Here is a 20625-nt window from a genome sequence, read left to right as displayed (position 1 = left end):
TCATGCCGGGCATGTCTCTCTCCCTTTGGTACTAGGATGAACTCCTTCCATATGGCAGCCGTTCCAAACGATGATGCCGCTCTTTCGCGTGGTAGGGTTGATACGATGATCCCCTGTTGGATAGCTTACCGGTGGCGCAAGCTCTATGGCGGAATGGGTCGGTCTCAGCTCAAACGAATGAAACAGCTTGAGAAGGAGAACCAGCGGCTGCGGCGTGCGGTGTCTGACCTGACGCTGGGCAAGCTAATCTTGACCGAGGCGGCTAAGGGAAACTTCTAAGCCCTTTACGCTGCCGCAAGTGCATCGCCCATGTGCGACAGCAGCTTGTGGCATCCGTAACTTCGGCTGGCGTCTAAGTTTAGACTTTCCCCGGCCCTGAGAGAAGGCGCTCACGCAGGACTTCGAAGGGCGCTTTTCCTTTCAGGGCAGCATGCGGCCGGTGGCAGTTGTAGTAGCTTTCCCACTCTTTCAGCTTGCTTCGGATGTCGATGTCGTCGACGTAGCCAACAAGCTGCGAGAACTCTTCCGCGTCGGTTTTATGGCTGCGCTCCACCTTGCCATTCAAATGCGGGGAACGTGGCTTGATATAGACGTGGGTCATCCCAAGATCCTCGCAGTGCCAGTGGAATTTAGCTTGGTATTCGTGGCCGTTGTCGATCTGTACCGTGTGAATCCGGAAGGGAGATGTCCGGCGGACATGATCAACAAGGTCAATGGCGTTGGCTTGCGTGTGGCGGTCGTATACGCGCAGAACACCGGCCCTGGTCGCATCGTCGATTGCCGTGAACTGGTAGCGCCTGATTTTCCGGCCGCCCTTGTGAAAGGTCAGGAACTTCACGTCGATCTGAACGCGGCGCCCGGGCACGCGCTTTTCATGGCGCTTGAAGGATTTCACAGCGCGGGTCCGCTTTCCTTTCGGCAAAACGTTCATCCCGTTGCGCACCAAGACCTGGTAGACGCCGCTGGTGGAAGCCTTCATGTCGAAATAGCGTTCCAGCGACCAGGCTATCCGCGCCGGACCGAAGTGGTATTTCCGGCGCAGGTAGAGGATCTTGGCTTCAATGGCTTGAGGCACTCTAAGCTTGGGGTTCTGCGGGCAGGGTTTCGAATTCACCAAGCCCGCGTCGCCGCGCGTCGCGTAGCGTTTACTCCAGTCACAGAAGGTTTCCGGGCTGATGCCGAAGTACCGGCAGGCCTTAGCGATGTTGCCGATTTCCTCAGCATAGGCAAATACGCGCTTCTTGCGCGCGATGTCCCTCAGAGCTTCTTTGTCCACGCTGGTTCCTCCTTCGGCCGCCAGACAGATTAAAGTCTGTCAGCTGAACTCGGAAACTCCATACACCTGGGACACATGGCTCCATCTGTTATTCCGTAACAGCTGTTCGTACTTCAGAAAGGCCTGTGACAACGGCTTCAACAAGGGCAGCATGCATGCTATGACTTTCAAGCCAGGTTCGCGGATCGTCAGATAGAAGCGGATCAAGCTCGGCCATTTTCTTGAGGGCTTCTTGAGCGGCCCGGTCGTTGGAAAGCTGATTGTGAGCAATGGCGAGCATTGCCTGGCCGAAGGACCAGCCATCTGCAGATGCCCGTTCTGCTGCGGCAAGCATGTCCGGCCACTCCTTCTTGATGAGATGATCTGCGGCCAGCACGTGATAGTAGAACGGCGGCGGCGCCACGGACCGGTCGATAGCACGGTTCATGACAGGCACTGCCTCCGAAAACCGTCCAGCTATTGCATACCGGATTGCCAGGTTGGCAAGGGCGGCGGGATCGTTCGGATTCACCTCCACAGCCTGATGCGCAAAGTCAATTGATCGCTCAAGGCGTCCTGCGTACTGCTCGACATGGGACATCGCCTGCAGCGCATCAGTATCCTGAGGATCAAGGTCTATCGCACGCATCGCGGCCTCCCGTGCGAGGTCAAAGGCCTCGTCCCGGGAAAGCTCCTTCTCATGGCCGAAACGGGCGGCATCGTTGCGAAGGTAGGCGAGCATGGCCCAAGCCCGGGAATAATCGGGATCATCACGCACGGTTGCCTCAAGGCATTCCCGCACCGCCTGATACTCATCACGATGATAAGTGCGCCGGTAGATTTGCGCGCTGGAGACACAGGCAAAGCCACGAAGGCCCGGGTCGTTGGGTTTTGCTGGCTGGGAGGTACGGATATCACGCAGGGCATAGCCGTACTGCTGACCTACGGCTGAAGCAATCTTCGAGGAAATCGCGTCCTGAATACCGGTGATGCTCTGGCCTTGGGCGCCCATGGTGAAACGTTCGCTCCACAGGACTTTCAGGTCGGCACGCCGGATGAGCTCGGCACGGATGAGTATTTTGCTGCCCTCTCGCCACACATTTCCGGTCACGGCGAATTTCGTTTCGGGCGGCTTGCCTGCTGGCGCAACAAGTTCTGAGCCCCGTGCAGTCCGATCCGGTGTCAGATAGGCAGCAACATCCGGAAACCTGATTAGGGCTGCGGCAATGTCATGTGTAAGTCCAGACGCAACAAGCGAAACGAGGTCGTCGCCTGCGCGAGCCTCAAAATCTTCAACCAGAATTGCTACCTTTCCGGCAGAAACTGTGGTGCCTATGGGTGTGTGCTGTTCCGGCTGGGCGGTCCACACAAGGACTGCAGCCACAACTAAGATAGAGCCGATAGCAATCAGTGCGATGCGCAGCCCGAACCCCGTATCAGGCTTTGGTATTCGCTTGCCAGTGTTCCCCGGGTCCTCCGGTCGCAGATGCCCGTCCGGTCTTGCGGTCTGTTGCGTGGTGAACTTTGGAATGTAGTGGCCCTTCGGGATGCTGATGCGTATCGGATCATCCCGTCCTGCCCCGGCATAATAGGTGTCGAGGTCGCGGCGCAACTTGCGTGCTTCGAGCCGCACAATTGGATCTGACTGCTGGTTGAAATCCGCGCCGCGACCGAAAACCGCCATGGCAATAGTCGTAGCCTTCAGCTCCGTTTTGCGGCCGGCCAAGGTTTCCTCGACAATGTAGTCCAGCATTCTGCGGCGCCGAACGCTCGCCTGAAGACCGCCGTAATCGAATATCCGATCAAGCTGACTGCGGATGTCATCCTGGGAGGCTGGCAAGCTCGTCGTTTCCTGGCGGCGTGGCACGGTCTGTCGCCTTTCCCTTGGATCAGCAATGACGACAGTAGTTTAACACGGATCCGTCCGATCGGTAACTGCCTGCAGACCGGCCGTTTCTCTATGTAGTCTACATGTAGCAACGTAGAAAACATGTCACCCAGCGTGCTGAAGTCTGGCCGGGGAGCACACGGCTATGGAATCCTTTTTGCGCAAGTTGGTGGAACGACACCCTGAGAAGGGACCGGAAATCATCCGGCTCGCAGGAGAGGATTCGGATTTCCTGTCGGTCTGCGAAGAGATCTGCATGGCCGAGAAAGCACGGGGCCGGTGGGAGCAGCTTCCGGCGCGCGCAGGGGAATATGAGGAAATTTTGAAGGACCTCCACCACGAATTCTGGATGCACCTGCAACGAAGCACGGAGTGAATCCCCTGGCGCAGCCCTGTTCGAAGTGTGTCGCGCGCACTCTGGAACTGGCGCGAAAATACGAACAACGGAAAGGACACACGGTGATGAGTGAGATAGCGAGACCGCGCGCGGGAGAGGCCCTTCCTTACGAAAACTCCTGCAATTTGAGGTCGCAAAACACCACTTTGGCGGCCGCTGCACTGACGTTGCTGGCTGCATTGGCGTCCCCCGCCAGCGCCCAACAGGATCCGGCAGAGATCAACAACGGCACAAACCCGACTCTGCTGACGACGCAGTTCGGCATCCAGTACCAATACAATGAGATCAACTCGAGCCTGAACACGGGCCTGTTTGAAGCCTTCTACGTTCAGCCATTTGGCGCGAGCGGGAAACGCGCGTTCAGGTTCACCGTGCCAGGCTCGGACAGCCCGTTCAATGCAAACCCAATCTATGGCGGTGTACCGGGTGTTGAGTTCACCTTGGGCGACGTGAGTGTCACCTATATCGATGTGTTTCACCTGACCGCAAAGAACGGCGCGGCCTTCACCTTCGAACTGTTTCTGGACACTGCGGAAACCGAAACTGCCGGGTATGGGCAGTTTGCGGGCGAAACCTCGGTTTTTTATGCCTGGTTTCTCGACAATGGCGCAATCTTCGCGCCTGCCTGGGTTCAGACCTTCGGGCTTGAGGGCGGAAACGATCAGGGGATCGACGTGAACACGACGACAGTCGATTTCTACTATGTGCCGAAGCTGAAGAATCCGCGGTTCTACCTGACCTTCGACCCCGCGATCATTCACGACTGGGAAACGGATGCGACCTTCGGCAGCCTTCAGGTGACGGCAGGCATGTTGACGGGCAAGGCATTCGGCGGCGACAGTCAGGTGTACATAAAACCCGGGATTCTCTTCGGCGGTGACCGGCCCGCGGAATGGTCCCTCCAGGTCGGTTACAAGGTGCTGAATTTCTGATGCCGGGCATTTTCCGCCGACGGCTTGCTCTAAATCAGGTCCGCCACTGATCGCGCAGAGCTATTCTGTCCCGAAGGAAATAGGTTTGCCAGTCAATCCCGTCACAGCCGGTCGCGTCTGGCCCGCTGCAGACCGTTCGAAAGAAGCGCCACGTGCGGTCAAACCGAATTTTACTCATCAGTTGAATAAGGGAAACCACCATGACCAACAGAATCCTGAGCTATCTTCTCTGCACGACACTTGCCGCGTCTCCCGCGGCAACATTTGCACATGGCACCAATCACGCTGTCCTGCCCGAAGGGGTGGTCGGGGAAATTGAAACGACCAACGTCAAGATGCGGTTCGAGAACGTCGTGATCCGCGGCGCGCGGGTTTTCAACGGCTGCGATGAAGAGCTTTCAAGTGCGGACGTTCTGGTCAGCGGCCAGCTGATCAAGAAGATCGGACCGGATATTGAAGCGCCCGAAGGCGCGTTTGAAATCAACGCTGAAGGCCACACGCTCATCCCCGGCCTGATCGACGCGCACTGGCACGGTATTTTTGCAGAGGCGACGATCGGGCAATTGGCGCTGACCGGCGAGGGGTACTGGAACCTCCTTGCGGCCAAGGCTCAGAACAACGCGCTGTCCCGAGGTTTCACCACCGTGCGCGACACCGCCGGGCCGATGTTCGACATCGCCAAGGCAACGGATCAGGGTCTCATTGACGGGCCGCGGGTCTTCCCTTCGGGTCCGGCACTGTCGATCACCGCGGGACACCAGGATTTCCGCCTGACACGTGAAGTGCCGCAGGCCGCGGGCGAGCTGCATTCCTTCGAGCGTGGCAACATGTTCTATATCACGGACGGTGTTCCGGATGTGCTCAAGCGCACGCGCGAAAACCTGATGCAAGGGGCGACCCAAATCAAGCTGATGGCGGGCGGCGGCGTCACCTCGGCCTATGATCCGATTCACACCATCCAGTTCACCGGTGAGGAATTCAGGGCGGCCGTCGAGGCGACCGAGGCTTGGGGCACCTACGTCACGACCCATGCGATCAACAATGAAGCCGTTGTTCACTCCATCGAAAACGGCGCAAGGAGCGTTGAGCATGCGCATATGTCCACGCGTGAAACCTTGCAGATGTTCAAGGACAACGACGTATGGCTCAGCATGCAGCCTTTCCTTGATGACGAGGACGCTCCTGCGCTGAACGAATTCCAGAAGGCTAAGTATAAATTCGTGACCGACGGGACCGACTTCGTCTATCGCACCGCCAAGGAACTGGGCCTCAAGATTGCGTTCGGAACCGACACGCTCTTCAGCGCGGATCTGGCCAAGCGACAGGGGGCAGTCCTCGCCAAGATGCAGCGCTGGTTCACGCCCTACGAGACGCTGAAAATGGCCACCTGTGACAATGCCGAGCTGCTGAAACTGTCGGGCCCTCTAACGCCCTATCCCCTTGGCCCGCTCGGGGTGATCGAGGAAGGCGCTTATGCCGACATGATTCTCGTTGCCGGTAACCCGCTGGAGAACCTCGACCTGATCAGCGATCCGAAAGAGAACTTCGGCATGATCATGAAAGACGGCGTCATTTACAAATACGATATCGAGTGACGGCTATGTTTCGAAGCGGCGTTGTTGCCTCTGCTTTTGTCCTCGCGGCTTCGGTCGCGGGGTGCAGGGCGATCCGGCAGACCCTATCGTCATCACCAACGTCAATGTCATCGACAGACTGAATGAAGCGTTGATCGAGAACACGAATGCCGTCATCGAGGGCAAGCTGATCGCGCAGATTACCATCAAGGATGTGGCTGTTGCCGGCGGGCGGGTCATTGATGGCGGCGGGCGGACAATGGATCCGGGGCTGGCCGATGCGCATCCGCATAGGAACTGATGATGTGTAAAACTTCAGACTTGAGCTGACGGACACCTAAGCATTTCGTGCAGAGAACGGGTTGCTAGCCGTCCGATGTCTCGGAAGCTCTAATCGTCTTGGGTAGCACATCACAAACCCGCAGACTCTCCTCATGAACGAGGGACCAGTGGGGGGCAAGTCACGGAGCCCATCCACAGAGGCCGGGTCTGTGTCCTGTCTTTCACCGACAAAGATGACCAGAAAGCCTGCAGTGCGCGTCGGCCTCCGGCTTATGTGCCATTGACTGGCCCATGCAGGCCGCTTGCAGGTCATGGCGAGGGGGCGGCAGTTCCTGATGGCGTGCCGGTCCGCAACGGCCTAGACACAAGGGCCCAGATACAAGAGCCGGCAACCGAGAGAAAGTCCCAAAAAAACGAAAGTGTTGCGCCATTCATTCAACTTATGGATAAATGTCCCCACTTGAAAAGTTCAACGGGGCGGACAAAGGCGGGCAATGTCTCTCGCTTGGTGCCAGTCTGCGGCCACCTCAAGTTTCAATGTAAGCGAGTGTGAGGGAGTTACCGATTATGCCAGTTTCGCATTTAACCAGGGCCGTCGCGGCCGGGTTCCTGATATTGAGTATTGGAAGTACGCCGGCTCTTGCCCAGGAAGGCAGTGCGGGCGGCAAGCCGAATATTCTTGTTATTTGGGGCGACGACATCGGCCAGTCCAACATCTCCGCCTATACAATGGGGCTGATGGGTTATCAAACGCCGAATATCGACCGGGTTGCCAATGAGGGAATGATCTTCACCGACTATTACGGCGAGCAATCCTGCACGGCAGGCCGGTCATCCTTTATCATGGGCCAGTCGGTCTTTCGCACCGGCCTGTCCAAGGTGGGTCTGCCCGGTGCCGAGGAAGGCATGCAGGTCGAAGATCCGACCATTGCAGGCCTCCTCAAGGCCGAAGGCTATGCCACCGGGCAATTCGGAAAGAACCACCTGGGTGACCGGGATGAGCATCTGCCGACGAACCATGGCTTCGACGTGTTCTTCGGTAATCTCTACCATCTGAATGCCGAAGAAGAGCCGGAGAACGAAGACTTCCCGCGGGATATGGTCCTGGCAGATGGCACGACGTTTCTTGAACGGTTCGGTCCGCGCGGTGTGCTGAACGTGACCGCGACCTACGGCGAAAGTGAAATCACTCAGAATATCGAGGATACCGGCGCGCTGACGCGCAAACGGATGGAGGTCGTGGACGACGAGACATCGGATGCGGCGATTGCGTGGATGGAGGAGCAAAACGCCGGCGGCACCCCGTGGTTCCTGTGGTGGAGCGGCACGCGAATGCACTTCCGCACTCATGTCAGCGAAGAGAACCGCGCGCTTGCGGATGAGCGCTACAATGGCGCGAAGGCCGACGAGTACACCGCCGGCATGATCGAACACGACATGGATATCGGCAAGTTCCTCGACAAGCTTGACGAGCTTGGCATCGCCGACAATACGATCGTGTTCTACTCGACCGATAACGGGGTTCACATGAACACCTGGCCGGATGCCGGGATGACGCCGTTCTGGGGCGAGAAGAACACCCAGTGGGAAGGCGCCTGGCGGGTGCCCGCAATGGTCCGCTGGCCCAACAGTATTGCGCCCGGATCGGTCTCGAACGAGATCGTGCATCACATGGACTGGCTGCCGACATTCCTGGCAGCAGCAGGCAACGAAACCATCAAGGAAGATTTGCTGAACGGCGTCACCGTTCCGGAAATGGCTGGCCGGGAGTACCGTGTCCATCTTGACGGCTACAATCTTTTGCCGATGCTGACGGGGGAGGCAGACGAGAGCCCGCGCAAGGAGATCTTCTACTTCACCGATGACGGCGACCTCGCGGCCCTTAGGCTCAACAACTGGAAAATTACATTCTTGGAGCAAAAATCCTGGGCAAGCTTCCGGGCCTGGATGGAGCCGCTGACACCTTTGCGTGTGCCGCTGATTTTCAATCTGCGCCGCGACCCTTATGAACGCGGTTACCGGACGTCGAACACCTATTACGACTGGCTGATCGACCATGCCTATATGCTGGTTCCGGCCCAGGCCTATGTCGCGCAGTTCCTGGAGACCTTTAAGGAATACCCGCCACGGCAAGAGGCGGCTTCCTTCAGTCTCGACAAGGTCATGGAGAAGCTGTCACAGCCAGGCGGCTCGCAGTAAATCTTCACGGCTTTCGCCCCGGGGAGGCATTCCGCCGGGGCGAAAGTGTTTTCTGACTATTGCGGCATCCTCTTTCCTGCACTTGCGGAGGTTTTCCCGATGCGTGCCCTGCTAACTTCATTGTCAATGACCGTTTTCCTTGCATCGGTATCGGTCGCCGATCCCTTACCCTCATGGACCGGCACGGCCACCAAAGCCGGGATCATCGCTTTTGTCGAACGTGTGACGGACCCGGCCTCAGCGGACTATGTCACTCCTGCCGCACGCATCGCGGCCTTCGACAATGACGGCACGCTTTGGGCAGAGCAGCCGGTCTACTTCCAACTTTTGTTTGCCATCGACCGGCTGAAGGAAATGGCTGCTGCTGATCCCGAGGTGCTCACATCTGACATGCTGCGCGCCGCAGCCGAAGGCGACATGGAGACAGTGGCCGCCTCGGGCACTGAGGGACTGTTGGAAATCGTCTCCACCACCCACTCCGGCCTGACGGTGGATGAGTTCCAGACTGAAGTGCGCAGATGGCTGGACACGGCCAGGCATTCCGGCACCGGCCTAGCCTATGACGATATGGTCTATCAGCCCATGCTGGAGCTCTTGAGCTACCTGCGCGACGAAGGCTTCCGTACTTACATCGCCTCAGGCGGCGGCCTGCATTTTATCCGGGTATTCTCGCAAAACGCCTATAACATTCCGCCCGAACAGGTCATCGGCTCTATCGGAAACGGCAGCTATTCCGCCGGGGACGGACCGCCGCGGGTGATGAAGGATCCCGGTATATTCTTCATCGACGACAAGGCAGGCAAGCCGGTTGCAATCGAGGCCCGCATCGGGCGCCGGCCGGTGATCGCGGTGGGAAATTCCGACGGAGATTTCCAGATGCTTGAGTGGACCACTGCGGGCGATGGCGCGCGGCTGGGCATCCTGCTGCACCATACTGACAGCGAACGCGAATACGCTTACGGCCGTGACAGCCATATCGGGCAGCTTGCACGCGGGCTTGATGAAGCAGCCAGCCGCGGCTGGCTGGTAATCGACATGGCCCGAGATTGGGAGCGGATCTGGCCGAGCGGCAAATGATGCCGCCGCGCAATTCCTTTGCATGAACGACCCAGCAAACCGGAAGGCCCTCCGAAAATGCAGATTGCAGTCCTGATCCTTTTCCTGCTGCTGGGTCTGCCCGCTATGGCCGAGAGCCTTGACGGCTACTTGGGGTCAGACCGCTGCACCGGCTGCCACAAAGACAGTGCCGCCGACTGGACAGGATCGCATCACGCTCAGGCCTGGACAATGCCGTCGCGGGAGACGATCGCAGGTGACTTCAGCGGTACGGCCTTCCACCATGACGGCATGACCGCCCGGTTTCAGACTGGAGCGGAAGGTGGATATTACATCGATGTCACAGAAAAGGATGGATCGCAGGCGGAATACCAAGTGCATTCGGTTGCGGGGATTGACCCGCTGCAGCAATATCTCCTGGAGGCCGGACCGGGACGGCTGCAAAGTTTCGACGTGGCCTGGGACACCGAAGAGGGGAAATGGTTCCACCTTTACCCGGACCAGACCCTGCCGCCTTCGGACGGTCTGCATTGGACGGGTCCCTACAAGACCTGGAATGCGCGCTGTGCGGAGTGCCACGCCACCGGGTTTCGCAAAAACTACGACGCCCGCCGTTTAAGCTATGGATCAACCCAGGTCGAAATGGGCGTTGGGTGCGAGGCCTGTCACGGACCGGGGAAGGACCACGTTGCTTGGGCCGATGCATGGGAAACGACAAGGACGCCGCCGCCCGCAAACCATGGATTTCCTGTGGATTTCACCGATCCCCGGCAGGCGGTCGAACAGTGCGCGACGTGCCATTCCAGACGCGAAGCCAACTTGGACGGCAACCCGGTGCCAGGCACGCGCTTTCATGATGCCTACACGCTCGCACTTTTGCGTCCAGGGCTTTACCACGCGGACGGGCAGATTCAGGACGAGGTCTATGTCTACGGCTCCTTTCTGCAATCTAAGATGCACGCTCGGGGCGTGACTTGCCTGAATTGCCACGGCGCACACAGCCCGGATCTGAAGGCAGAAGGCAACGGCCTTTGCTCCCAATGCCACAGCCCGGCGGGCAATCCGGATTTCCCAACACTCACTGCAGCCGACTACGACAGCCCTGCACATCACTTTCACCCGGAAGGCAGCGTTGGAGCGAAGTGCCAGTCCTGCCACATGCCAGAACGCGTCTACATGGGCAACGATTGGCGCGCCGATCACTCGTTTCGGATTCCCCGGCCAGACCTTTCGCCGGTGACTGGAGCGCCGGATGCCTGCACAGCCTGCCACGGCGGCCAAGACGCAGCCTGGGCAGCCGCACAGATTTCCGCTTGGTATCCGGACAGCAGAAACCGTGGCCGGCACTATGGGGAGGTGCTGGCGCGGGGGCGTGCCGATGGGGCATCGGCGGCCGGCGACTTGACCGCGCTCGCGCAGGATACCAGCCAGCCGGGCATCGTGCGGGCCACTGCGCTTTGGCTTTTGGAGCGGTCCAACAACCCGCTGTCTGCCGCCAGGCTGACGGATCTGCTGCGGGACCCGGATCCGCTTGTCCGCGCTGCCGCGGCCTCTCTGCAGCGCCTTGCACCGCTTCAGGAAAGGGGCAAGCGCTTGGCCGCCGTCTTTGCCGACCCTGCCCGCAACGTGCGCATGGCTGCTGCCCGCGCGATGCTGGGTGGTACGGAGAACCGCCTCCCGAATGGAACCGCCAGAGAGCTACAAGCCGCCATGGCTGAATGGCAGGATGCCATGGCAAACCGGCTCGATTTTCCTGAGACCCACCTCCAGCTTGGCGGTGTGGCTCTGACCATGCGCAACATGGGCATGGCCGCTTCCGCGTTCCACGAAGTAGTGCGGCTGGACCCGCAGCGGCTGGATGCATGGGTGATGCTGGCCAGGATCACAGCGGCGACCAAAGGACGTTCTGCTGCCGCCGCGGTTGTGGCAGAGGCTCTGTCGGCCAATCCGGAAGATCCCGAACTTCTGGCCGCACAGGCAGAGCTGGAAGGAAAACCTGCGCCGCAAGGAGATAGCGAGTGAGTGCTTTTGCCAAAATTCCGGAACCTCAGAGCGGACCGCTGAACTGCCCAGCATCTGCAATCTCTGAAGCCACCCGGCACACAGTGAAACGTCAGCTCAAAAGGAACTGCCTATGAAAACGATCTTGACCGCAATCGTGTCGGCAGCTGCCGGCCTCCTGGCATCCGGGCCCGCGTCTGCTCAGAATACTGACTGGAACTACGAGGCAACGATCTACCTGTTCGCGCCCGAGACCAAAACCGCAATCGATACACCCGCAGGGCGGATCGAGGGCGCACTCAGGTTTGGCGACGCGCTTGAGAATCTGGACTTTGCCTTTATGGGAGCTTTTGGCGCCAGTAACGGGAAATGGAGCTTTCTCACCGACTACATGTACACGGACCTGTCCTTCAGCAACGACACACCCGGGCCTGCGCACTCGGGGCTGAGCACGTCGATGACGACCCAGATCCTGAACGGGTACGCCGGATACCGGGTGCATGACAGCGGCCAGGCGGCAGTCGATCTGGTGGCTGGTTTTCGCTGGTTCGACACGGACACCACGCTGACCTTGCAGCCCGGCACAGCGCCCCAGAGAAGCGCCGCCGCCAGTGCCAACTGGGTTGATCCCGTGATCGGGCTCCGGGCCCGGGCGGCATTCTCGGATCGCTGGCATGGCATTGCCTTTTTCGACTACGGCGGCTTCAGCAACGGAAATGAAACCTGGCAGGTCTTGCTCACTGCTGGTTACGCGCTTAATGAAAATTGGGGGCTGCGCGGCGGGTACCGCTACATTTTTATGGAAAATGAGGTGAACGGAAACCCGTTTGAGTTCAGCCAGTCCGGCGCGATCTTCGGAGCGACATACCGGTTCTGATCCGCGTGAATCGGGGAAGCAAGCGCGCAGACCCGGTACTTTCGGCTTTGGCCTAGCTGGCCATCCTAGATTTTCTCCTCTCTAATCTAAACCAGGAATTTATCCGTCCGTCTCGTTCCCATAAATCGTCTCCTTTGTCGCAATAAATGCTTTCAAAGGAGCGGCATCAAACCGCGACACGTCCAAGATGCACGGCTTCAAAGCGATTTCGCGACCAGCCTCGGAATGATCCTCAGCGAACTGGTGACAAACGCGCTCAAATACGGCCTGAACAAAAGTGGGAGAGCCGAAATCGAGGTGAGCGCTGAGAGATCTGGGGGAGCTTCTCGCATCGTCGTGAAAAATAGGATTGAACAAGACCAGCCTATCGACCCGATATCATCCTCCAAGCTCGGATCCATGCTGGTTGAGCAGCTAGCGGCCGATTTCAATGCAAGTGTCGATGCACGGACGGATGGCCAATACTATCTCGCCTGCGTTCATTTGCCCGGATAGAATTCGAGTTCTCCTCAAGACGCCAGATCGTTCGAGAAAGCTACCATGTCTGAGTTCTTTCGCCTCTAAGGCAGCTCAGTCAAGCATTATGATGGACGGTAGGAACCCGGCAGGGCCGTAATTAGGCGGTTATGACCTCCTTGATGTCAGCTCTTACGGCTCTGCTCTTCAGCATTCGGGCTGGCCGCCGGTGCCTCGTCCATGGTCTCAGTGGTATCTTTCCAGTGATCCTTAGCGTTCTGCCGCAGTTTCTTGGGGTCATCCTGCTTAATGCCCGGACGGCCACCTTTATTCTTCTGGGGATCGTTGCTTGCGTGTTCGTTCGACATCTCTTCTCTCCTGAGCAGCTTCAGAATATCAACACTTTCCGCGAGGCAAAGTTCCTTCCCCCGCGACCGGCGCGTCGCGGCGCTGCCAGCTTAAAAGACCCAACAGCCGAACGTTCAAGCGCGCGTGCTCCAGACGGTGCCTAAGCCATTTTCTGCTCACCAGGGGAGGGGTGGGAACAACCTCCCAAAGAAAACGTTCCTTACCTAGTCGCAGAAAAGGCGAAAGGAGACTGACATGAACTGGGATCAAATCAAAGGCCAATGGAAACAGCTCAAAGGCTCCGCTCAGCGAACTTGGGGGGAGATCACCGGAGACGAATGGGATCAGATTGAGGGCGACCGTGAGAAGCTCTCCGGGAAGATTCAGGAGCGGTATGGCCGCACCAAGGACGAAGCCGAGCGCGAAATCCACGACTGGTCGCGCGGCCTCTAAGGCCGGGCACCGGCCAGTGCTTTAGGAACTGGGTCGACTTGGGCTGCCCTGTGCCAGGTCCGCCTCTGACCGCCCTCCAGCGGGAGGAAGCGCGGCCTGAACCAACTGCTGATGACCGTCGCCGCCAACCGCACCGATCAAGCGGGCCGCGGACCTTCTGCCCGCGGCCCCTGCAAGTCAACCCTAAAATAATAGTGAGGACCAGCAAATGAAAACTCTGAGCGACGTTTTCCTGCACACTCTGCAGGATATTTACTATGCTGAAAACCGGCTCGTGAAATCCCTCCCCGATGTCCTGGAGGCGGCCAACGGCAAGCCTCTGAAAGAGGCGATCGGTGAGCACTTGGAAGAAACCAAAGGGCAGGTGAAGACTTTGGAAAAAGTGTTCAAATCCATCGGCGAGGAGCCTTCCGGCGAAAAGTGCGATGCGATCGAAGGGTTGATCAAGGAAACGCAAAGCTTGATGAAGGAAGCAACCGGCGACGGTAAAAATGCCGCGCTGATTGCGGCTTGCCAAGCAGTCGAGCACTACGAGATTGCCCGGTATGGCACCCTGCGCGAATGGGCCAAAGAACTCGGCCATGATGAAGCGCACGATCTGCTGACGTCGATTCTGGATCAGGAGAAGGCCGCAAACAGCAAGCTGACGCACCTGGCGATTTCCAAGATCAACTGAAGGAGTTGTGGCTTTGGTTTGATAGAGGTCAGCTGCCGCGGCCGCTGGATCGCCGCGGCAGTTGTGATTGAGCTTTAACGCCGCCCCCTTGAACCGCTACACAGCCATTTCGCTTTTTTATGGAACCTTCGGCCACTCAAGGCGTTTGGGTTCTGTCCGCGCGCAGATTATTAGTGCGCTTAGGTTGCCCGGCGGACGTGTGGCTGCTGCATTTCGGCGGGTTAGCGAGTTAGAGTTTTTCGCGAAGCGGCGGGTCGTGAGCTGGGCTTGCCGCTTCAATTTTTCATAGAAGCCGAGGCCGCATTTTCATTATTCTACAGGCAGATCGGCTACCGCAGGACGATCAGTGTTGATAATGGCAGCGAGCTCAACTCGCGGGACCTTGATCTCTGGCCCGACGCTCACGACGTTACCCTCGACTTCTCACGGGTTGGAAAGCCCACGGACAATGGCATCATTGCAGCGTTTTACAGCATGCTCCGGCCGGAATTCCTAATTGCACAATGGTTCATGATCCTCGCAGTTGCCCCCGCAAAGCTGAGGATTGGTCACGAGGCGGCCGGAAGGTATTCGCTCACCTGCCTCCCCCGGCCCGCTGCATAATCCCTTGCCAGTTGACCCAGTCGATCATCGCCGCTTGCGACCAATCCGTTGAACCGTGGGCTGTTATTAGGATGTTGCCGGTGTCACGCTTGCTGCTCGCGCTTGTATAATCGGCCATAAGGCGCCCTTCCCGAAAGCCATCCAGCGTTTGATCCCATTGCGTACCGTTAATTACTAGTCTGAGAGACCGTACTAAGGGGTTATACTCCGATGTGAACAGTGTTCCGAACCCTTCGGCATAGCGGTCCTGCAAAAGGGGCGGTCTAAGAAAATGATGCGCAAGATTGCTGGGACCAACCTGCAAAGACTTCAGGTAAGTGATCCGCTCGAACGTCCGAGTGAAGGCGGGGCGCTCGGCGGTGCTGCCACTGTTCTGGTGATTGGCCGCAATCGCCTGGGGCATGGTTGTCACGCCTCCGCCGGGGGCCAGTTCCACACTCGCAGTCCCGCCAGCCGCATCCGCCAGGACGACGTTGTAGGCCATGTGCGACGGTATGCGCCTAAATGCCTCGATCCCCTCTTCGACGGTATCGCAGGTTTCCAGCACGTAGCGCAGAAGCGTCGTGATGCCGAACCCCTCGCCGGTCTCAGACCTCCCGCCATAGGCCAGCGCCACGCTGAGACCCGCGTCATTAATGCCATCAGACAGGCCCCAGAGGAATTCGACCATGCCCATTACCGCGCGGCCGGTCCATTCCGTGCGCAGCAATAGCCCTTCATTGAGATCCGGCGACAGGTCGTAGTTGCGCACCAGCCGCACGTCATCCCGGTCCGCGACGGCGGCGAGGGAACACCCGCCGAGATAGGGCGGCGGGCACCAGGTGGACAGGAACCGCGCCGCCCGGCCGGACCCGCCGGCAATCGTGACAAGCCGGTCATAGGTGTCAATCAGTTCCGGCATGTAGCGCCGCAGCGCGGCGCGGCAATCGGCGCGGGACGGCCCGGCATCTCCGCCGCGCGCGGTGAACCATGCCTCATAGGCAGGCCAGGATCTCGCCCAGCGGGCAGCCCATTTCGCGCCGGGCCTGGCTTCATCCACCGCCTCGAACGTCAGTGTCAAATGTTGCATCTCATGTGTCCTCAGCCGAAGTTGCAAAGAAAAAGCGGATCATCTCGGCGCTGGCGTCCGGCCCATTGGGATCGGTGTAGGACCCGCCCGGCTGACCACCCGACCAGGCATGGCCCTGCCCGTGGATAGTCCAATGGTCGACCACATCATTGCCGTCCGTGTCACTGATGGTCTCCCGCGAGTAAGTGCGGCCTGCCTCCTCACCCGAGGACGTCATCGTGATGCTCTGGGGCGCATGCGCCCTGCAGGCGCGCCGTGCAATTGCGTCGCTATTGGACGGATGCACCGTGCCGTCAGTTGTTCCGTGAAAGAGGATCGTGCGAACCCTGTCATCTCCTGGGACGGGGCCCGGCCCGTCCAGCGCGTTTCCCGCCATCGCCGCAAAGGCGGAAGGCACATCTTTTGCCGATCCCAGCGGCAATCCGGAATGCGCGCCGACAGCGGCAAAGACATCTGGATAAGTTTCGCCCAATATCACCGCCATGGCTGCCCCAGCCGACAAACCTGCGATAAACGTGTTGTCCCGGGCAACATCGTGTTCCGCACAAACCTGTCGGGCCAAAGCCGCCAAAATGGCCGGCTCACCCCGCCCCCGGTGCTGGTCGCCCCGGCTGAACCAATTCCAGCAGGATTGCGCGTTGTCACCGCGTGATTGAGCCGGGTAGACCACGACGAACCCATGCTGATCGGCCAAATTGTTCATGCCGGTCCCGGCGGCAAAGTCCTCGGGCGTCTGGGTGCAGCCATGCAGCATCATCACCACGCCGCTGGCTCCATCCCGCGCCGAGGCCGGGACATAGAGACGAAACCGGCGGCTGCCTGAAGCGCAGGCAAACGTATCTTCTTTGAAGGCCGCGCCGTCGGGCACCGTGATTTCCGGCGTTCCGGACCGGAAGCTCGGGTTTGAGAGCCTCGCAAGCATTGCGTCTAGGGATGATAAATCCGGCGAACCCGCCTGTGTGCCAAGTCCCGCCGCCGGCACAATGCCATGCTGCGCAAGCGTGCGTTGCACCAGATCATTGGCAGCCGACAGCCGTGCGGCATTGGCCGCCGGGCGCGTTGCGCCGGCGTTGAAAAGTTTCATGATGTTTCCTTTGCTCGGAGTAAGGCGGCCTACCTGATGCGGTCGCTGAGTGCTTTCTTGACTTCTGCGCTGGCGTGAAGAGCGCCAAGGACGGTGATTGACCCGATTGTTTGAAGAGCAAGCTCGGGCGTGATGTCGGGGTGGATCCGCGCCAGTCCGACGACTTTGACGTGGAGCATTTCACCAGCGTCTCTCAACGCTTCGAGATCAGCGACGGTGTAGTCCCGCAGTCCCAATTCCATGGTGTGCCGCTCCAGCGACTTGCTGACAGCCTCGCCGTGGCTGTCCAACTGGTTGCGGATCGCTGTGCGGATCAGGTCGCTTCGGTTGGAATAGAAGCCTTCCTGAACCAGCAGGTCGATACGTCCTAGGTCGACAAACCCCAGGTTGATGGTGATCTTCTCGTTCTCTGGCTGCTTGTCGCGCAGCTGTGTCACATTCGCCATGCCATTCTCCATCCGTGTGGATGGTATATGGATGTCTTCCAGAGAGTTTCAAGGGGAATGCCTGGCGGCCTCGCAGAACACCCTAACGAGTGGGCAGAGCAGAGGCTCAGACCTGCATCAGGTCATTGCAGCTGTCGGGCGGCCGGCGGCGACATGTGCGTCAAATCTCGAATTCACTCAGATGTTCGGGATTGAACTCAGACATTTCGATTAGCGCTTGGACATCGTTCAGACGCACGTGATCCTTCGTAACCGAAATGAGACCGGCATCGCGAAGGGATTTCAACGACCGGTTGGTATGGACCAGGCTCATTCCAAGCGTATCCGCCAGATCTTGCTAGGTCATCGGTATCTCGAGCCAGTTCCCCTTTTCGTCCTGGATCAAGGCAAACCGGTGCCAGAGTTCCAGGAAGAGATGTGCGAGCCGCTGCCGGGCCGACAATCTGCCGAGCCGTATCGCCTGATCGCCAAGAATTGCGAACTCCCGCGCAGTACACCAACTCAACCCGGCAGCGATGATTGGAAACTTTTGGGAGATCTCTATGACACGACGAGGATCGACAGCGGCGAGCTTCAGTGGGGTCAGCGCCGAGGCACTGTACGTCGCCGTTGCCCGGAAATTCACATGCAATCCCAGGGTAATCCCCCCCGATCTTAAGGGGATGCGGAAGTAGAATTTTCTCGGCAGGATGAACGAGGAGATTCCGATGAAGAAGACACGATTCACAGAAGCCCAGATCCTGGGTGTGCTGCGCCAGATGGAGGGCGGTGTGCCTGCCGCCGAGCTGTGCCGCGAGCACGGGATGAGCAGCGCCACGTTGTACAAGTGGCGGGCGAAGTATGGCGGCATGGACGCCAGTCTTATCAGTGAGATGAAGGCGATGGCCGAGGAGAACCGGCGGCTGAAGCGCATGTACGCTGACGTCAGCATGCAGAACGACCTGCTGAAGGAGGCGCTCGGAAAAAAATGATCCGGCCAGCTCAGCGCCGAGAGTTGGCCGTGAAGGCGGTGGCGATGAAGGGCGTCAGCATTGCGCTGGCATGCCGGGCATTCGATGTCAGTGAGACGTGCTATCGGTACGGCCCGAAGCTGGACGGGGAGAACGAGCAAATCGCCGGCCTGCTCCTCGGCCTGACGGCTGCAAGGAAGACTTGGGGGTTTGGCCTGTGTTTTCTGTATCTGCGCAACGTGCAGGGTCATAGGTGGAACCACAAGCGGGTGTACCGGATCTACCGCGAGCTGGAGCTGAACCTGCGGATCAAGCCGCGCAAGCGTCTGAAGCGGGAAAAGCCGGACGAACTGGCTGTGCCTGAGGTCCCGAATGAGGTCTGGTCGATGGACTTCATGGCCGACAGGCTGGGGGATGGACGGCAATTCCGGCTGCTGAACGTTCTGGACGACTTCAACCGCGAAGGACTGGGCATTGAGATCGACTTTTCACTGCCAGCGGAACGGGTTGTTCGAGCCCTGAACCAGATCATCGAATGGCGTGGTGCCCCTGGGACAATTCGAGTCGACAACGGCCCGGAATACGTCAGTGGCACCCTCATGGAATGGGCCGAGAACCGGGGCATTGCCTTGGCATACATCCAACCCGGAAAGCCTCAACAGAACGCCTATGTCGAGCGCTACAACGGGACGGTCCGGCACGAATGGCTGGACTTATACATTTTCGAAAGCATCGAAGAGGTTCAGCAGATTGCCACCGAGTGGCTCTGGTCCTACAACCATGAACGCCCGAACATGGGCAACGGCGGGATGACACCTGCACAGAAACTGAAGATGGCCGCGTAAATTCTACGACCAAGCCCCCGCAAAAACGGGGGGATTACCCCAGCACCTGGCCTCCATCCCATGCAGCGAGGACGCGATAATCGTCTGCCGCCATATTTGTCGCGGCTTCCACCCATTCAGAAACGTCCTTGAGCGCGGGGCGCAATGTGGAGATCACCGGAAAGCAAGCAGCCAGTTCATCGGGATCAGTCGCGTGCCGAAGAACGATTCCGGGGGACATGGAGTGTGTAGAGTTCTGGTCCTGCATAACTTTTCCTAGAGAGTTTGCATCCGATCTCTAACGATTACCGTTTTGGCGCAGACCGGCACAGGCCCAGAAACCTCCAATCAGGCTGTACCAAACCCCGTCGCGGCAATTGCCCCGCAAATGGACGCGGGTGGTATCAAACGCATCATGCCTATGAGATGCCGGACTGAGCGCCCAGAGCCATTCCCTCAAATCGGTGCCCCATGCTTTTGATCGTATTCATCCGACGCCGCAGCCAGGGCATCGATATCCTGGCTTGTAATGTGCCTCCTCAGAGCAGTGAATTTCGCTTCATCCCAACTGTACATTTCCAGCTCCAGCAGCCTTGCAACCGAGGCGTCCGGAAAGCGCTGTCGAATTGAGCTGGCGGGATTGCCTGCGACAATTGTGTAGGGGGCGACATCCTTGGTGACGACTGCGCCTGAGGCAACAACAGCCCCCTCGCCGATCGTAATGCCAGGCATGATCATTGCCCGCATGCCGATCCAGGCCCCATCACCGATTCTGGTGTCGCCTTTCCCGATGTAGGCATCCGGGATGACTTCGGGGAAGGGGTAAAGGCTGAACCAATCCGTCCGGTGGGTATGGTTTCCGCCCATCAGGATGACCGCCTCCGCGCCGATACAAACGTAATCGCCGATGTAGAGCTGATCGATGGGCCACAGGGGATCCCATGTCTTGAGGCTATACTCGTCGCCGTAGTGGTAACGCACGACGCTTTCCTCGAACGAGCCGGTCCATGCTGCGCTGTAATAGCTGTGCGTCCCGCGAAGATGAATGTTGGGGTTCTTGACGGTCTCGTGCAGCAGCTCAACTTTCGACCAGTGCTTTGTTTGTGTGTTCCCGGGTGCCATTGTCGCTAAGTCTCTACCTCTGAATGCAGAATTAAATCACGCCAGCCCAGCGGCTAGCAGGTTCGCCTGACTGCTGGCACATGGTCGCGGCTTCGGCCCCCGAAAGGACATCAAGCCTGCCAGCGGGTTGCGG

Annotated in this window: 22 protein-coding genes and 1 pseudogene; 13 read left to right on the top strand and 10 right to left on the bottom strand. The window is 58.8% G+C overall.

Going from position 1 to position 20625, the window contains the following annotated elements; translation table 11 throughout:
• Positions 1-126: 126 nt before the first annotated feature.
• A pseudogene (locus R2C4_RS03195) lies at positions 127-335 on the top strand (transposase); the annotation flags it as partial.
• Between the two features lie 23 nt (positions 336-358).
• On the opposite strand, the gene R2C4_RS03190 reads toward R2C4_RS03195, so the two are convergent.
• On the bottom strand, positions 359-1261 hold the full coding sequence (locus R2C4_RS03190) for an IS481 family transposase (RefSeq protein WP_420870773.1): 903 nt from the start codon (positions 1259-1261) through the stop codon (positions 359-361).
• Positions 1262-1364: 103 nt separating this feature from the next.
• The gene (locus tag R2C4_RS03185; protein ID WP_141889560.1) at positions 1365-3008 is read right to left on the bottom strand and encodes a hypothetical protein; all 1644 of its coding nucleotides are present in this window, start codon (positions 3006-3008) and stop codon (positions 1365-1367) included.
• Between the two features lie 280 nt (positions 3009-3288).
• On the opposite strand from R2C4_RS03185, the gene R2C4_RS03180 reads away from it, so the two are divergent.
• From R2C4_RS03180 to R2C4_RS03145, 8 genes are all read left to right on the top strand, one after another.
• On the top strand, positions 3289-3519 hold the full coding sequence (locus R2C4_RS03180; RefSeq protein WP_141889559.1) for a hypothetical protein: 231 nt from the start codon (positions 3289-3291) through the stop codon (positions 3517-3519).
• A gap of 86 nt (positions 3520-3605) precedes the next feature.
• A complete protein-coding gene (locus tag R2C4_RS03175) occupies positions 3606-4472 on the top strand; it encodes a hypothetical protein (RefSeq protein WP_141889558.1) in 867 nt (288 codons plus the stop codon).
• A 200-nt stretch (positions 4473-4672) separates the two neighbouring features.
• Positions 4673-6067 carry a metal-dependent hydrolase family protein gene (locus tag R2C4_RS03170; protein ID WP_208764518.1) on the top strand — a complete coding sequence of 465 codons (1395 nt, stop codon included), beginning with the start codon at positions 4673-4675 and terminating at the stop codon, positions 6065-6067.
• Positions 6068-6128: 61 nt separating this feature from the next.
• Positions 6129-6347, top strand: coding sequence for a hypothetical protein (locus R2C4_RS03165; RefSeq protein WP_141889557.1), 219 nt, complete (start codon positions 6129-6131; stop codon positions 6345-6347).
• A 548-nt stretch (positions 6348-6895) separates the two neighbouring features.
• Positions 6896-8527, top strand: a complete 1632-nt coding sequence (locus R2C4_RS03160; protein ID WP_141889556.1) for an arylsulfatase — start codon at positions 6896-6898, stop codon at positions 8525-8527.
• A 99-nt stretch (positions 8528-8626) separates the two neighbouring features.
• Positions 8627-9604 carry an HAD family hydrolase gene (locus R2C4_RS03155; RefSeq protein ID WP_141889555.1) on the top strand — a complete coding sequence of 326 codons (978 nt, stop codon included), beginning with the start codon at positions 8627-8629 and terminating at the stop codon, positions 9602-9604.
• A 57-nt stretch (positions 9605-9661) separates the two neighbouring features.
• Complete coding sequence (locus tag R2C4_RS03150; protein WP_141889554.1) at positions 9662-11605, top strand: multiheme c-type cytochrome; 1944 nt, start codon at positions 9662-9664, stop codon at positions 11603-11605.
• Positions 11606-11717: 112 nt separating this feature from the next.
• Complete coding sequence (locus tag R2C4_RS03145) at positions 11718-12461, top strand: outer membrane protein (protein ID WP_141889553.1); 744 nt, start codon at positions 11718-11720, stop codon at positions 12459-12461.
• 641 nt (positions 12462-13102) lie between these two features.
• Here R2C4_RS03145 and R2C4_RS03140 read toward each other — a convergent pair.
• A complete protein-coding gene (locus R2C4_RS03140; RefSeq protein WP_141889552.1) occupies positions 13103-13285 on the bottom strand; it encodes a hypothetical protein in 183 nt (60 codons plus the stop codon).
• Between the two features lie 235 nt (positions 13286-13520).
• Between R2C4_RS03140 and R2C4_RS03135 the strand changes: the two genes are divergently transcribed.
• The 3 genes from R2C4_RS03135 to R2C4_RS21540 all read left to right on the top strand — a co-directional run bounded on the left by R2C4_RS03135 (position 13521) and on the right by R2C4_RS21540 (position 14997).
• Positions 13521-13718, top strand: coding sequence for a CsbD family protein (locus R2C4_RS03135; RefSeq protein WP_141889551.1), 198 nt, complete (start codon positions 13521-13523; stop codon positions 13716-13718).
• 208 nt (positions 13719-13926) lie between these two features.
• A complete protein-coding gene (locus R2C4_RS03130) occupies positions 13927-14394 on the top strand; it encodes a YciE/YciF ferroxidase family protein (RefSeq protein ID WP_141889550.1) in 468 nt (155 codons plus the stop codon).
• A gap of 267 nt (positions 14395-14661) precedes the next feature.
• Positions 14662-14997 (top strand): transposase family protein, encoded by a 336-nt coding sequence (locus R2C4_RS21540; protein ID WP_141889549.1) that lies wholly within the window; start codon positions 14662-14664, stop codon positions 14995-14997.
• Here R2C4_RS21540 and R2C4_RS03120 read toward each other — a convergent pair.
• The 5 genes from R2C4_RS03120 to R2C4_RS03100 form a co-directional block, all read right to left on the bottom strand.
• The gene (locus R2C4_RS03120; RefSeq protein ID WP_141889548.1) at positions 14969-16066 is read right to left on the bottom strand and encodes a C45 family autoproteolytic acyltransferase/hydrolase; all 1098 of its coding nucleotides are present in this window, start codon (positions 16064-16066) and stop codon (positions 14969-14971) included. The genes R2C4_RS21540 and R2C4_RS03120 overlap by 29 nt on opposite strands.
• Before the next feature lies 1 nt (position 16067).
• Positions 16068-17150, bottom strand: coding sequence for an extracellular catalytic domain type 1 short-chain-length polyhydroxyalkanoate depolymerase (locus R2C4_RS03115; RefSeq protein WP_141889547.1), 1083 nt, complete (start codon positions 17148-17150; stop codon positions 16068-16070).
• A 29-nt stretch (positions 17151-17179) separates the two neighbouring features.
• Positions 17180-17596: a CopG family transcriptional regulator gene (locus tag R2C4_RS03110; RefSeq protein WP_141889546.1), complete on the bottom strand. Its 417-nt coding sequence runs from the start codon at positions 17594-17596 to the stop codon at positions 17180-17182.
• A 160-nt stretch (positions 17597-17756) separates the two neighbouring features.
• Positions 17757-17909: a winged helix-turn-helix domain-containing protein gene (locus R2C4_RS21535; protein ID WP_141889545.1), complete on the bottom strand. Its 153-nt coding sequence runs from the start codon at positions 17907-17909 to the stop codon at positions 17757-17759.
• A 24-nt stretch (positions 17910-17933) separates the two neighbouring features.
• The gene (locus R2C4_RS03100; protein ID WP_141889544.1) at positions 17934-18323 is read right to left on the bottom strand and encodes a cyclic nucleotide-binding domain-containing protein; all 390 of its coding nucleotides are present in this window, start codon (positions 18321-18323) and stop codon (positions 17934-17936) included.
• Here R2C4_RS03100 and R2C4_RS03095 point away from each other — a divergent pair.
• Positions 18304-19391 (top strand): IS3 family transposase gene (locus tag R2C4_RS03095; RefSeq protein WP_141889543.1). Its coding sequence is split into 2 segments (ribosomal slippage): positions 18304-18565 and positions 18565-19391, totalling 1089 coding nucleotides; the frame shifts between segments, so codons are not numbered across the junction. The genes R2C4_RS03100 and R2C4_RS03095 overlap by 20 nt on opposite strands.
• Before the next feature lie 34 nt (positions 19392-19425).
• Here the strand turns inward: R2C4_RS03095 and R2C4_RS03090 are convergent.
• Together R2C4_RS03090 and R2C4_RS03085 are read right to left on the bottom strand one after the other, a co-directional pair.
• Positions 19426-19638 (bottom strand): hypothetical protein, encoded by a 213-nt coding sequence (locus tag R2C4_RS03090; RefSeq protein WP_141889542.1) that lies wholly within the window; start codon positions 19636-19638, stop codon positions 19426-19428.
• Between the two features lie 188 nt (positions 19639-19826).
• Positions 19827-20492 (bottom strand): CatB-related O-acetyltransferase, encoded by a 666-nt coding sequence (locus R2C4_RS03085; protein ID WP_141889541.1) that lies wholly within the window; start codon positions 20490-20492, stop codon positions 19827-19829.
• Positions 20493-20625: the final 133 nt, after the last annotated feature.

Source organism: Leisingera aquaemixtae, from assembly GCF_006740765.1.
GTDB classification, from domain to species: Bacteria; Pseudomonadota; Alphaproteobacteria; order Rhodobacterales; family Rhodobacteraceae; genus Leisingera; species Leisingera aquaemixtae.
The sequence above is the reverse complement of the archived record's forward strand: the minus strand, read 5'-3'. Positions and strand labels throughout refer to the sequence as shown.